The sequence below is a fragment of the Kingella kingae genome (assembly GCF_900475905.1).
Lineage (GTDB): Bacteria > Pseudomonadota > Gammaproteobacteria > Burkholderiales > Neisseriaceae > Kingella > Kingella kingae.
This window is the reverse complement of sequence record NZ_LS483426.1, coordinates 1,519,408-1,533,535: the sequence shown is the minus strand read 5'-3', so window position 1 is coordinate 1,533,535 and position 14,128 is coordinate 1,519,408. Positions and strand designations below refer to the sequence as shown.

The window sequence follows — 14,128 nt, the reverse complement described above, 5'->3', positions numbered from 1 at the left end:
CCAAAGTGCAGGCTGCTTTTTTATGCGATTAAATCTTACACGCCCCACCTGCACAGCCATCGTCTTGCAAATCTTGCTGCACATCGTCCGCGCCATCGCGTGTGTTGTGGTAATATAAAGTTTTCAAACCATATTTGTATGCCGACAACAAATCTTTGAGCATTTGGTTCATCGGTACGCGTCCGCCTTCAAAGCGCGTTGGGTCGTAGCTGGTGTTGGCTGAAATCGCTTGGTCAATGAATTTTTGCATCACGCCAACCAATTTCAAATAGCCGTCATTGCCGCCCATTTGCCACAGCGTTTCATATTGCGATTTCAGTCGGTCAAATTCAGGCACAACTTGCTTCAAAATGCCGTCTTTGGACGCTTTGACCGTTACCAAACCGCGTGGTGGCTCAATGCCATTGGTGGCATTGGCGATTTGCGAACTGGTTTCGCTTGGCATCAATGCGGTTAAAGTGCTGTTTCGTAAACCATATTTCACAATATCCGCGCGTAGGGTTTCCCAATCTAAGTGCAACGGTTCATCGCAGAATTTGTCCAAATCGGCTTTGTAGGTGTCAATCGGCAAAATGCCTTGCGAATAAGTGGTTTCGCCAAACAGCGGACACGCGCCGTATTCTTTTGCCAAGTTCACAGACGCTTTGAGCAAGTAATATTGCATGGCTTCAAAGGTGCGGTGGGTTAAACCAAGTGCGCTGCCATCGCTGTATTTCACGCCATTTTTTGCCAAGTAGTAGGCATAGTTAATCACGCCTATGCCCAATGTTCGGCGGTTCATGGTCGCTTTGCGGGCGGCTTCAATTGGATAATCTTGGTAATCCAACAATGCGTCCAAAGCGCGAACGGTTAAATCGGCAAGCGGTTCAAATTCGTCCAGATTTTCAATCGCGCCCAAGTTGAATGCCGACAAAGTACACAGCGCAATCTCGCCATTTTCATCGTTGATGTTGTTCAACGATTTGGTTGGCAGCGCGATTTCCAAGCACAAATTAGATTGACGAACGGGCGCAACTTTGGGGTTAAACGGGCTGTGCGTGTTGCAATGGTCCACGTTTTGAATGTAGATGCGTCCTGTGCCTGCGCGTTCTTGCATCAAAATAGAGAACAAATCCGATGCGCTCATGGTGCGTTTGCGGATAGTCGGGTCGTTTTCGTATTGCGTGTACAGGCGTTCGAATTCGTCTTGGTCGGCGAAAAAGGCTTCGTACAAACCAGGCACTTCGTTGGGCGAAAATAGGGTAATGTCCTGATTTTTAATTAAGCGTGTGTACAATAATTTGTTGATTTGTACACCATAATCCAAATGGCGCACGCGGTTTTCTTCTACGCCGCGATTGTTTTTCAACACGAGCAAACTTTCCGCTTCAATGTGCCAAAGCGGATAGAACAAAGTCGCTGCACCGCCGCGAACGCCGCCTTGCGAACACGATTTAACCGCTGCTTGGAACATTTTGAAAAACGGAATGCAGCCTGTGTGTTGCGCTTCGCCGCCACGAATTTCGCTGCCCAAACCGCGAATGCGTCCAGCGTTGATGCCGATGCCTGCGCGTTGCGAAACGTATTTGACGATAGACGATGTAGTCGCGTTGATGCTGTCCAAGCTGTCATCGCATTCAATCAACACGCAAGAACTAAACTGGCGCGTTGGGGTGCGAACGCCCGACATAATCGGAGTGGGCAAGGAAATTTTGAATGTGGATACGGCATCGTAAAAGCGTTTCACATAATCCAAGCGCGTGGCTTTTGGGTATTTGGCGAACAGACACATGGCAACCAACATATACAAAAACTGTGGGCTTTCGTAGATTTGTTTGCTTACGCGGTTTTGTACCAAATACTTGCCTTCCAGTTGCTTCACTGCGGCATACGAGAAGGTTAAATCGCGGTCGTGGTCAATGTATTGGTTGATTTCGTCAAACTCTGCGCGTGTGTAGTCTTGCAAAATGTGTGGGTCGTATTTGCCTGCTTCGGTTAGCTTGGTAACGTGGTCAAACAAATGCGGTGGCGTGTAGTCGCCATAGGCAATTTTACGCAGGTGGAAAATGGCAAGACGCGCTGCCATATATTGATAATCTGGCGTGTCTTCCGAGATTAAATCGGCAGCGGATTTGATGATGGTTTCGTGAATGTCTTGGGTGCGAATGCCGTTGTAAAACTGAATGTGGGATTTCATTTCCACTTGCGACACCGATACGTTGTTTAAATCTTCTGCTGCCCAATCCAATACGCGGTGAATTTTGTCTAGGTTGATTGCTTCCAAACTGCCATTGCGTTTGGTTACTTTCAGTGTGCTTGTGTTCATAAATCCGTCCAAAAAATAAAAGGCAAAACGCGATTTCCGTCATAGCGGTGGCGTTTTGCGGTTGATTGAAGTGCGTGCATGATACGGTTTTTTTGCCTTGCTTGCCAGCCTTGACAAGGTTGGATTTTGTTGTAACTTTTTGATTTTATTTATTTTGTTTATTTAAATTTATTAGAGCTTCAATACGGTAAAACGGTAAGGCTTGGTTTGCAAAGCGTTTTTGTGTGGCAAAAAAATGCAGGCTGCTTTTTGTGTTTATTTTGTGCGACAAAAGCAGCCTGCACATTTATTATTGCGCCGATTGTTGCTGTTTCAGCCACGCATCGTATTCCTGTTTTTCGCGGTGATAGAGTTCGTGAATGCACGCATCGCCGCATTCGCTGCCGCAGCATTTCCAGTCTTCAGGCGGAGTAGGGGGCGTGCGTTCGGCATTATTCTTCTGGGTCGTAGCCATCGCAAATCTCCAATTGGCAGCCTGCAAATTCCACCACTTCGCCACCGCGAATTTTGGCGGTTTTGCGCGTTTCTACTTCGCCATTGCGTAACACATCGCCCGCAACAATGGCGGCTTTGGCTTGACCGCCGCTGTCGCACAAACCTGCGAGTTTGAGTAAATCGCACAGGGCAATGTATTCTTGGTCTTGTAAATAAACGATTGCTTGCATGTTGTTATCCTAATAAAAATAATTCGTTACCGTGCTGTTTGAGCCATTGTTCGGCAGATGGCGTGTGCGGACAATAGTGCGCCAACAGTTGCCAAAATGCTGGGCTGTGGTTGGCGTTGCTCAATTTGAGCGCGGCTGGGCGCAAACGGTGTTGCGCGGCGTGTTGTGCCAATTTGGGCAACAAAATTCGCTCGGCTTGTTGCCATAACCATTGTTGCAACGGTTCGCGTTGTGCGTTGGGTAAGTGCAGGCTGCTTTGGTGTAGGGCAATGTGCGCGATGTTGGGCGATACAATAAGCGGTGTGATTTGACCGTGTAGCCAAATCCAATCAGGCAAATGTTGGGGCGGTTGCGGTGTGCAGGCTGCTTTTTGCAACATTTTTTGCAACATCGTTTCGTTACGTGCCAACCAATCGTGCAGTTGCGTTTGGGTAAACCACGGCGGAATGCTAATGTGCAGGCTGCTTGGGTCGCGTGGACGCAAAATAATATTGCGTTTGGCAGGGCGACTGATGTGCAGCGTAATCAAGCAGCCTGCACACGAATAAGCCATTGTTTCCATTAACGACGTTTGCGTCCGCCAAAGCCAAATTTGCGCGTGTTGCTGTATCCCTGATTGGTGCTGCGATACGCTGGCGCAGATTGCGTAGTAGGGCGGTTTACAGGCGCGTTTGGCTGAATTTGAGCGCGTGGAGACGGAATTGCCGCAGGATTTTTGGCGCGGTAATCTTGGTGGACACGTTGCACGGCGGCGGTCGGTTTGCTCACAGGTGTGTATTTTGCCGCATTGCGATTGTTCATCGCGTTGGACATCAAATAGCCAGCTGCCGCGCCAATCGCGCCATACAACAACCAGTTGCCCGAATCGGCATCATACAAATATTGCTGACCGTCTGTGCCTTGCACCACTTCGCCTGCTTTTGCTGCCATTTGCGCCGCTTGCGGAATGGTGTTCGCCACTTCGCTGGTAGCCAACTGATACACTTGCTCGGCAGCCGCTGTTGCCGATGCAGCGGTGGCTTGCAATTCGTTTTGCAAGCGTTGGATTTCGGCTTGTTGGCGCAGTAATTCAATTTGCTTTTGGTTTTCGGCGATTTGCTTGTCTTGCTCGGTGCTGGCGGATTGTTGTCCGCAGGCTGCTAATGTTAGGGCGATGATTGTGCTGGTTAAAATGGTTTTTTTCATGTTGATGTTGTTTCGCGGTTACAAAAAGACAGCGATGTAAATAAGGGTAGGGCGCGTAAAAATCAAGCAGCCTGCATTTTCTGTTAAACGAAAAGTGCAGGCTGCTTTTTATAGAGTAGCTAGATTACAGTGCTACGCGGCGGAAGTCTTTTAACAAGTTCGCCAAGAATACCGTAAAGCGCATACCAGCCGCACCGTCAATTACGCGATGGTCAAACGACAAGCTCAACGGACACATCAAGCGCGGTTCAAATTCTTTGCCATTCCAAACAGGTTTGATGGTTGATTTGCATACACCCAAAATGGCCACTTCAGGCGCATTTACGATTGGCGTAAAGCCTGTACCACCAATGCCACCCAAGCTAGAAATCGTGAAGCAAGCACCTTGCATTTCTTGTGGTTTCAATTTGCCTTCACGCGCTTTTTTGCTCAATTCAGCCAACTCGATAGAAATTTCTTTCAAGCCTTTTTGGTCCACATCTTTAATGACAGGCACAACCAAGCCGTTTGGCGTATCTGCCGCAAAGCCGATGTTGTAGTATTTTTTCAAGATTAAATTGTCGCCGTCCAACGAAGAATTGAACTCTGGGAATGCTTTCAACGCGCTCACAGACGCTTTGATGATGAACGCCAACGGCGACACTTTCACGCCCGCCTTTTCCCATTCTTTGTTCAATACTTTGCGAAATTCTTCCAATTCGGTCATGTCCGCATCTTCGTTTACGGTAACGTGAGGGATAACCACCCAGTTGCGCGACAAGTTTTGACCAGAAATTTTCTTAATGCGCGACAATTCTTTAACTTCGATTTCGCCAAATTTGCTGAAATCAACTTTAGGCCATGGCAACAAGTCCAAGCCACCACCCAAAGACGCGCCAGCAGCAGGAGCAGCTTTTGTACCACCATTTTGCATCACGCCTTTTACAAAGCCTTTAACGTCATCGGCAGTAATACGACCTTTCGCACCCGAACCTTTAACCAAGCTCAAATCCACGCCCAATTCACGCGCCAATTTGCGAGTAGATGGGCCTGCGTGTGCTTTCGCAAAACCTTCTTCATTTACAGAACCGTAAGCTGCTGCCACGCCAGCTGCTACTGGAGTAGGTGCAGTCGGCGCAGGTGCTGGAGCAGCCTTTGGTGTTTCAGCTGCTGGCGCAGGTGCAGGTGCAGCCGCAACAGGTGCAGAACCAGCCGCCGCCACTTCAATAATCAAAGAACCTTCAGATACTTTGTCGCCTACTTTAATATGAACCGCAGTTACCATGCCCGCTACGGTGCAAGGTACGTCCATCGTTGCTTTGTCAGTTTCCAAAGTAATCAAAGTATCATCAACCGCAACGGCATCGCCCACTTTGATTTCAACCGCAATCACATCAACATCATTGTGTCCTCCAATATCAGGAACTAATACTTTTTCCGCCGCGCCACTTGCCGCAGGAGCAGACGGTGCAGGTGCAGCAGCCTGAACAGGCGCAGGTGTTAGCAAAGGTTCAGCCGCTTTTGGTGCTTCTGCAGCCGCACCGCCAGCCGTTTCCACCAACAAAATCACACCACCTTCGGAAATTTTGTCGCCTACTTTAACTTTCACTTCTTTCACAACACCAGCCGCGTCCGCAGGAACGTCCATTGTGGCTTTGTCGGTTTCCAAAGTAATCAGCGTATCATCAACGCTAATGGTATCGCCCACTTTGACTTCAACGGCGATGATGTCCACATTTTCATGTCCGCCGATGTCGGGGACTTTGATTTCTACAATACTCATTCTATTCTTTCCAATTATTTTTAATGGGGAAAATTGTTTCATGCTGCCTGAATTATTTTTCACATGATTGTGTGGCTTCGTTCCAACGTCCGCCTAAATCCAAGCATTTATCTTTCGCGCCACAAGCCGTTAGCAACAAGCTCATAGATAAAATCGCAACGAAAACAGATTTTTTCATTATTAAAACTCATTGATTGATTTGATGTTTTGTTTTCAGGCAGCCTGCACATTTTCAAACTATATTGTTCCCAATATTGCAGGCTGCCTGAAACGGCTTATCGCATATCAAACACGCAAAATTAGCATTTCCAGCTAGGTGTGTTGTCCACTTTGATGCCGTATTTTTCAATCGCCACTTGAACCAAATTGCGGTCAATTTTGCCTTGATTTGCCAATGCGTTCAACGCGGCAACAGCAACATGGTAGCGGTCCACCTCAAAGAAGCTACGCAAATTCGCGCGGCTGTCTGAACGACCAAAACCGTCTGTACCCAATACCACATATTCGCCATTTTCGGCTGGAATCGCTTCACGAATGCGGTTGGCAAAGCTGCGAATGTAGTCAGTTGCTGCCACCACAGGGCCTTGATGACCTTTCAATTGTTGCGCCACAAACGATACTTTTTGTTCGCCAGTCGGGTGCAAGCGGTTGTGGCGTTCCACTTCTATCGCATCACGGTGCAACAAATTGAACGATGTACAAGACCAAACGTCTGCATCCACACCAAAATCAGCTTTTAACAAATCAGCCGCGTGAATCACTTCTTCCAAAATTACACCAGAACCCATCAATTGAACTTTCTTGTCAGATTTTGCACCTTCGCGCAACAAGTACATACCTTTCAAGATATCACGTTCGATATTTTCGCGTTGTGGCATAGCTGGATGTTTGTAGTTTTCATTCATCAAAGTGATGTAGTACCAAACATCTTCCTGCTCAACGTACATACGGCGCAAACCATCTTGTACAATCACAGCAATTTCATATTGATAAGTTGGGTCATAAGACAAGCAATTTGGAATCAAATCTGCCTGAATGTGGCTATGACCATCTTCATGTTGCAAACCTTCACCGTTCAAAGTTGTACGACCTGCTGTACCACCTAACAAGAAGCCGCGTGCGTGCATATCGCCCGCCGCCCAAGCCAAATCGCCTACACGTTGGAAACCAAACATTGAGTAATAAATGTAGAATGGAATCATCGCGTAACAGTTGTTTGCGTATGAAGTTGCAGCAGCAATCCAGTCTGCCATTGCACCTGGTTCGTTAATACCTTCTTGCAAGATTTGACCGTCAATGGATTCTTTATAGAACATCAATTGGTCTTTGTCTTGTGGCGTGTATTGCTGACCTTTCAAGTTCCAAATACCGTATTGGCGGAACATGCCTTCCATACCAAATGTACGGCTTTCATCAGGTACGATAGGCACAATGCGTTTACCCAATTGTTTGTCTTTCAACAAAGTATTCAAAATACGAACGAATGCCATTGTTGTAGAGAATTCGCGGTCGCCGCTGGTTTGTAATTGAGCGTCAAACGCAGACAATTCAGGAATCGGTAGCGCATCAGTTGCAGGATTACGCGCTGGCAAGTAACCGCCCAAAGCATTGCGACGTTCACGCAAGTAGCGCATTTCTTCGCTGTCTTCTGGGAAGCGGAAATATGGCAAATCGCCGCTATCAATTTGTTCATCAGTAACTTGGATATTGAAACGAGTACGGAATTGTTTCAATGAAGCCACGTCCATTTTTTTAGATTGGTGCGCCACGTTTTGACCTTCACCAGATGCGCCCATGCCATAACCTTTAATGGTTTTAGCCAAAATCACAGTCGGACGACCACCAGCATTGGTTACCGCTTCATGGTAAGCTGCGTAAACTTTGTGTGGGTCATGACCGCCACGATTCAATGACCAAATTTCATCGTCAGACATATTGGCAACCATGGCTTTCAATTCAGGCGTATTGAAGAAATGTTCGCGTACGTATGCACCGTCTTTTGATTTGAATGTTTGGTAATCGCCGTCTAACACTTCTTCCATGCGTTGTTTCAAGATGTTGTTGGTATCTTTTGCTAACAATGCATCCCATTTACCACCCCAAATTACTTTAATCACGTTCCAGCCAGCACCGCGGAATGTGCCTTCAAATTCTTGAATAATTTTGCCGTTACCGTGAACAGGACCGTCCAAGCGTTGCAAGTTACAGTTAATTACGAAAATCAAGTTGTCCAAACCTTCACGCGCAGCCAATGAAATCGCACCCAAAGATTCAGGTTCGCTCATTTCGCCGTCGCCCAAGAAGCACCAAACTTTACGACCAGCCGTTTTGCTCAAACCGCGGGAATCCAAGTATTTCAAGAAACGCGCTTGATAAATCGCCATCAATGGGCCCAAACCCATAGATACGGTTGGGAATTGCCAGAAGTTAGGCATTAAATGTGGGTGCGGGTAAGAAGACAAACCATTACCGCCGATTTCTTGACGGAAATTGTTTAATTGGTCTTCGCTCAAACGACCTTCAATAAAGGCGCGCGCGTAAATACCAGGCGCAGAGTGACCTTGGATAAACACCAAATCACCTTCTTCGCCATTTTCGCCTTTGGCTTTCCAGAAATGGTTAAAACCAACGTCATACAAAGTTGCAGAAGATGCGAAAGAGGAAATATGACCGCCCAATTCCAAGTCTTTTTTACCTGCACGGATTACCATTGCAGCCGCATTCCAACGGATTGCAGAACGAATGCGGTGTTCTAATTCGTGGTTACCAGGAGATTTTTGTTCTTTGCCAACAGGAATAGTATTCAAATAAGCAGTTGTTGCGTCAAATGGCAAGTGTACGCCACGACGACGCGTGTATTTCACCAAATTTTCCAAGATGAAATGGGCGCGTTCTGCACCTTCGTTTTGCAAAACTGAAGCCAATGAATCCAACCATTCTTGGGTTTCGATTGGGTCTAAATCAGGCGTATCGTTATGAGTTTGAGACATAGCGTTTTTCCTTCTATATTGAATTGATGGTTACACATAACCATTATTTTGTGCAGGCTGCGAGCCAACAGAATACAATGGCAAACAGTCGAATTGTAGCCCCAAAACGCCCTTTATGGCAACCAAAGCAGCCTGCACTTTCTGTTTGCGATTCTTTGTGAGACTATGGCACAATTTCACATTTATAAAACGATAAACGGCGCAAAAATAAAGTGCAGGCTGCTTTTGATTGATTCAGTCTATTCAATCCAAGGGTATTTTTGTTGCTCAAAAAAACATTTATCCGCATTGAAAATATATGCAAAAAATCATACCCACTATCCATATTTTATCCAAATTGGGGCTGCTGTTTGCGCTCATGTTGGTTTTTCCCACGCTTATGTCTTATGCACACGATGATGATGCGTTTTTTGCATTCAGTCGAACCGCAGAAATCACCGTACTTTGCTCATCTTTAATTTGGTTTGTAACGCGCAAACACCAACGTGAATTGCGTCCACGCGATGGCTTTGCCTTGGTAACCATGCTTTGGCTCGGCTTTGCTATTGTGGCTGCCATGCCTTTGTATTTATTCTTCCCAGAAATGTCGTTTACTGATGCTTATTTTGAATCGATGAGCGGCTTGACCACCACAGGGGCAACCGTAATTACAGGGCTAGATCAAATCCCACCGTCCATCAATTTTTGGCGACATTTGCTCAACTGGCTGGGCGGTATGGGGATTATCGTGCTGGCGGTGGCAATTTTGCCAATGCTGGGCGTGGGTGGTACGCAATTATTCAAAGCCGAAATCCCCGGTATTGAGAAAGACAACAAAATGGCACCGCGCATTTCACAAACCGCCAAACAACTTTGGTTGCTGTATTTAACAGGCACGATAATTGTTTTTCTGGCTTTAATGCAGGCTGGTATGACGTGGTTTGACGCGCTGTGTCATGCCATGTCCGCCTTTGCTTTGGGCGGCTTTTCCACGCACGACAACGGCATCGCCCACTACGATTCCGTTGCCATCGAAATCGTGATTACCGTTGCCACCATTATTGGCGGCATCAATTTTGCCAATCACTTTGCCGCCCTGCGCCAAAAAACCTTGCGCCACTACTGGAAAGACGAAGAAGTCCGCACTATGCTCATCGTTTTGATAAGTAGTATCGTGCTTGCCAGTTTGTATCTGTTTTACAAAGGTTTTTACAGTCTTGGCGATGCGTTTCGCTATGTGACGTTTAACTACGTTTCCATTGGTTTAGCCAGCGGTTTTGCCAATGCCAACTTTGCCAACTGGCCCTTGATTGTGTCGCTGTGGATGTTTTTTCTATCCAACATTTTGGCGAACACAGGCTCAATGGGCGGTGGCATCAAACTCGCCCGCGCCATTGCGTTGGCAAAATTCACTTTGCGCGAAACCACGCTATTGCAGCACCCCAATGCCGTTCGCACCGTCAAAGTAAACGGACGCAGCCTAAACGAACGCCTTGCTATGGCGATTATGGCGTTTATTTTTGTTTACTTTATGACCGTGGTTTTATTTGTATTTGTGATGATGCTATCGGGCTTGGATTTTATTACCGCACTCACAGCCGTTATTGCTTGCATTACCAACGCAGGGCCTGCTTTGGGTTCGGTTGGGCCAGCCGAAAATTACAGCGCACTAAGCAGCCTGCAAAAATGGTTGCTCACCACTGTTATGTTGTTGGGGCGACTGGAAATTTTTACAGTGTTTATGTTGTTTACACCAGGTTATTGGAAAAAATAAAAAAGTGCAGGCTGCTTCGTATGGAAAAAACGACACTTGATTACATTTTTATCAAACAAAAAAACAATATTTTTCATGAATATATACCTATATTTACAAAAAATAATCAGACAATTACACAAAATATAGGCAGAATTCACGTAGCTTAACGGGCGATAAATACTTCGCATTCATGCAAAGCATTCTCGTTCAGCACTCGGGAAGCGAGGCAATGCCTTGCAGAATAACTTTCTATTGTTTAATGAAGGAGCTATTTATGGCACAATCTAAATTTACAGTTGGCGGTATGGGCGGCAAAGCAGATGCAGACCGTTTGGTAGAACAAACCAGCAGCGTGGCTGGCGTTAAATTCGTTAATGCAAACCACGAAGGTGGCTACGTTGTGGTAACACATGGCGACGATTTTGATGAGGCGGCGTTCAAAGCTGCGGTTGGCGCAGCGGGTTTTAGCGTATAATTTTGATTGACTGCTTAAACCATCAAAGCAGCCTGCACTTTTTCGGATAGTGCAGGCTGCTTTTTGTTATAATTTGCGCCATTTTGTAATACAGATAAAGCTATGAACACCGTTCCCGATTACTTGTGCCACATACGCATTGTGTTGAGCCGCACCAGCCACCCAGCCAATATTGGTGCAGCCGCGCGCGCCATGAAAACCATGGGATTGAGCCAACTGGTTTTGGTTGCGCCCAATATCATGGCAACACCCATGACCCCCGAACCGCCCGAATTTATTGCCGAACAAGCCGAGCAATTTGTGTTGCCAGAAGAAAGTTTTATCTTGGCATCGGGCGCGGTTGATGTGCTGGAAAATGCCAAAATTGTTGCCACTTTGCCCGAAGCCTTATCGGGTTCGGTTTTGAATTGCGCTTTAACCAGCCGTCGCCGCGAATTGACATCGCCCTTACAAACGCCACGCGAACTCACGCCCAGCTTGTTGGCAGCGGCACAATCGGGGCAAACCGTGTCGTTGGTGTTTGGCAACGAAACCTTTGGTTTGAGCATTGACGAAGTGCAGCATTGCAACCGCCTGATGACGATTTCGGGCAACCCCAATTATTTTTCGCTGAACTTGGCGCAAGCGGTGCAAGTGGTGTGTTACGAATTGTTCAGCCAAGTCAATCAAGACATGAGCCATTTAATCCCCGAGCGTAATCTTGCCACTGCCGACCAAGTGGCAGGCATGGTGCAGCATTTGGAGCAAACTATGGGACAGCTGGATTTTTTCCGCAGCCGCAATCAAGAACGCATGATGCGCCGTTTGCACGCCTTGTTTAATCGCGCCGACACGACCACCGAAGACGTGGATATTTTGCGCGGTTTTTACAAGAAAATTCAGCAATCTTTGTCTAAATAATCCAAAGCAGCCTGCACTTTTATGAACGAATTACATCTATCTTTATCCGATTTTGCCGCCCAGCTAAACAAAAATAGCACGCGTCCTGTGTCTATCCAACAAACCGCACCCAATCAAATCACCGCGCATTATTGGTTTGACATCAAACTGAATTTACTGCGTTTTAGCGATAGCAGCCTGCTGTTTGGCTACGAATTGCCGTGGGGCGCGAATATGCTGGTTAAGCTGTTTAGTGGCATCAATAGCAAAAAATTCACGCTCAATACCAGCGATAAAACCGTTTTTCTGCACCTTGATGCGTTTGGTGTGTATCGCAAACAACTGGCTGGGCGCACGATTGCTGGCGTGGAACTACGCAATAACACCTTGATTTTTCAACTAAACGAAGTGCAGGCTGCTTGATGAGTTCCGCCTATTGCCAATTTTGTAACGCCTTGCCCGATGGTACGACCAATCCCAACAAAGCCTATCACGACACCGAATACGGCTTCGCGCAAAACGATGACAATGTGCTGTTTGAACGCTTGGTGCTGGAAATCAACCAAGCAGGTTTGAGTTGGACAACAATTTTGAACAAACGCCGCGCGTTTTATACCGCCTACGCGCAATTTGATGTGGCACAAGTTGCCGCATTCAACAATGACGATGTGGCGCGATTGCTGAACGATGTAGGCATTATCCGCAATCGTCTAAAAGTGCAGGCTGCTATTTTTAACGCGCAACAAATTACGCGCTTGCAACAAGAATTTGGCAGCTTCAAAGCATGGCTAGACGCGCACCACCCACGCAGTAAAGATGAGTGGGTCAAGCTGTTTAAACGCCACTTTAAATTTGTGGGCGGCGAAATCGTGGGCGAATTTTTAATCAGTTTGGGTTATTTGGACGGCGCACATTCGTCCGATTGCCCTATCTATCACAGAATATCTTCATCATGTTTACCCAACCGCTAACCGCCTTGCCCCCCTTATCGCTGTATATCCACATTCCGTGGTGCATACAAAAATGTCCGTATTGCGATTTCAATTCGCACAAAATCAAAACTACGCTAGATGAAAACGCCTATATCCAAGCCTTGCTGACCGATTTGCAAAGCGAATTGCCCTATTTTTGGGGGCGACCGATTGACACGATTTTTATCGGCGGCGGCACACCCAGCGTGTTCAGTGCAAAAGCCATAGACCAGTTGTTGAGCGGCATTCGCGCTTTGGTTAAACTCAACCCCGAAACCGAAATTACATTGGAAGCCAATCCCAGCACGTTTGAAATAGATAAATTTCAAGGATTTAAAGACGCAGGCATCAATCGCCTATCCATTGGCGTACAAAGTTTTGATGATGCGAAACTAAAAACCTTGGGGCGCATTCACAATGCGCACGAAGCCAAAAACGCGATTGAAGTCGCCACGCAAATTTTTGAGCGCGTGAACATCGATTTGATGTATGCCCTGCCGCACCAAACGGTGCAGGCTGCTTGCGATGACATTCGTACCGCCATTGCATTTGGCACAACGCACATCAGCGCGTATCAATTAACGCTCGAACCGAACACGCCGTTTGGACACACGCCACCGCAAGGCTTGCCCGAAGACGACAACGCGCAAGACATTGAAGATGCGATTCACGCCGAACTCGCGCAGGCTGGTTTTGTGCAATACGAAACCAGCGCGTTTGCCAAATCGCCCAATCAACAAGCACGACACAATGTAAACTACTGGCAATTTGGCGATTACATTGGCATTGGTGCAGGCGCACACGGTAAATTGTCGCACCACGACCGTATAGAACGCACCACGCGCAAACGCCACCCTAGCGATTATTTGTTGGCAATGCAAACCAATCCGCACGATGCGATTGAACGCAAAATGGTTGCGCCACAAGATTTGCCGTTTGAATTTATGATGAATGCGTTGCGTTTGGTGGACGGCGTTCCCAGCGCGTATTTTGGCGAACGCACGGGCGTGAGTGTGGCAAAAATCAGCCAACAAATTAAAATCGCACAACAAAGGGGTTTGCTCGATAGTAATCCGATGTTTTTTCGCCCAACCGATTTGGGACGCAGATTTTTGAATGATTTGATTGAGATTTTTTTGTAGCATAGTGCAGGCTGCTTTT

At 46.9% G+C, this 14,128-nt stretch carries 14 protein-coding genes; 6 read left to right on the top strand and 8 right to left on the bottom strand.

The genetic code is table 11. From position 1 onward, the window contains the following. Positions 1-28: 28 nt before the first annotated feature. From nrdA to aceE, 8 genes are all read right to left on the bottom strand, one after another. Entirely contained in the window at positions 29-2,305 is a 2,277-nt protein-coding gene (nrdA, locus tag DQN52_RS08170; RefSeq protein WP_003786693.1) for a class 1a ribonucleoside-diphosphate reductase subunit alpha, read from the bottom strand. Positions 2,306-2,594: 289 nt separating this feature from the next. Beyond that, positions 2,595-2,759, bottom strand: a complete 165-nt coding sequence (locus DQN52_RS08165; protein WP_003786698.1) for an oxidoreductase-like domain-containing protein — start codon at positions 2,757-2,759, stop codon at positions 2,595-2,597. Then, entirely contained in the window at positions 2,737-2,970 is a 234-nt protein-coding gene (locus tag DQN52_RS08160) for an RNA-binding S4 domain-containing protein (RefSeq protein ID WP_003786699.1), read from the bottom strand. Before DQN52_RS08160 ends, DQN52_RS08165 begins: the two co-directional genes overlap by 23 nt. 4 nt (positions 2,971-2,974) lie before the next feature. Beyond that, positions 2,975-3,532, bottom strand: a complete 558-nt coding sequence (locus DQN52_RS08155) for a YgjP-like metallopeptidase domain-containing protein (RefSeq protein ID WP_003786701.1) — start codon at positions 3,530-3,532, stop codon at positions 2,975-2,977. Continuing rightward, positions 3,532-4,155, bottom strand: coding sequence for a hypothetical protein (locus DQN52_RS08150; RefSeq protein ID WP_003786703.1), 624 nt, complete (start codon positions 4,153-4,155; stop codon positions 3,532-3,534). The genes DQN52_RS08155 and DQN52_RS08150 overlap by 1 nt, the downstream gene beginning before the upstream one ends. Before the next feature lie 124 nt (positions 4,156-4,279). Next, positions 4,280-5,917: a dihydrolipoyllysine-residue acetyltransferase gene (gene aceF, locus DQN52_RS08145; protein ID WP_032827707.1), complete on the bottom strand. Its 1,638-nt coding sequence runs from the start codon at positions 5,915-5,917 to the stop codon at positions 4,280-4,282. 52 nt (positions 5,918-5,969) lie between these two features. After that, positions 5,970-6,095: a hypothetical protein gene (locus DQN52_RS11515; protein WP_003786707.1), complete on the bottom strand. Its 126-nt coding sequence runs from the start codon at positions 6,093-6,095 to the stop codon at positions 5,970-5,972. A 121-nt stretch (positions 6,096-6,216) separates the two neighbouring features. Then, positions 6,217-8,907, bottom strand: a complete 2,691-nt coding sequence (gene aceE, locus DQN52_RS08140) for a pyruvate dehydrogenase (acetyl-transferring), homodimeric type (protein WP_003786711.1) — start codon at positions 8,905-8,907, stop codon at positions 6,217-6,219. 298 nt (positions 8,908-9,205) lie between these two features. Between aceE and DQN52_RS08135 the strand changes: the two genes are divergently transcribed. The 6 genes from DQN52_RS08135 to hemW all read left to right on the top strand — a co-directional run bounded on the left by DQN52_RS08135 (position 9,206) and on the right by hemW (position 14,109). Next, entirely contained in the window at positions 9,206-10,660 is a 1,455-nt protein-coding gene (locus tag DQN52_RS08135) for a TrkH family potassium uptake protein (protein WP_003786714.1), read from the top strand. Positions 10,661-10,916: 256 nt separating this feature from the next. Then, positions 10,917-11,117, top strand: coding sequence for a hypothetical protein (locus tag DQN52_RS08130; RefSeq protein ID WP_003790295.1), 201 nt, complete (start codon positions 10,917-10,919; stop codon positions 11,115-11,117). Positions 11,118-11,219: 102 nt separating this feature from the next. Continuing rightward, positions 11,220-12,017, top strand: a complete 798-nt coding sequence (locus tag DQN52_RS08125; protein WP_003786717.1) for an RNA methyltransferase — start codon at positions 11,220-11,222, stop codon at positions 12,015-12,017. Between the two features lie 21 nt (positions 12,018-12,038). Beyond that, on the top strand, positions 12,039-12,419 hold the full coding sequence (locus DQN52_RS08120) for a hypothetical protein (protein WP_003786719.1): 381 nt from the start codon (positions 12,039-12,041) through the stop codon (positions 12,417-12,419). Continuing rightward, entirely contained in the window at positions 12,419-12,967 is a 549-nt protein-coding gene (locus tag DQN52_RS08115; RefSeq protein ID WP_032827709.1) for a DNA-3-methyladenine glycosylase I, read from the top strand. Before DQN52_RS08120 ends, DQN52_RS08115 begins: the two co-directional genes overlap by 1 nt. Beyond that, the gene (hemW, locus tag DQN52_RS08110; protein ID WP_003786722.1) at positions 12,949-14,109 is read left to right on the top strand and encodes a radical SAM family heme chaperone HemW; all 1,161 of its coding nucleotides are present in this window, start codon (positions 12,949-12,951) and stop codon (positions 14,107-14,109) included. The genes DQN52_RS08115 and hemW overlap by 19 nt, the downstream gene beginning before the upstream one ends. Positions 14,110-14,128 lie beyond the last annotated feature (19 nt).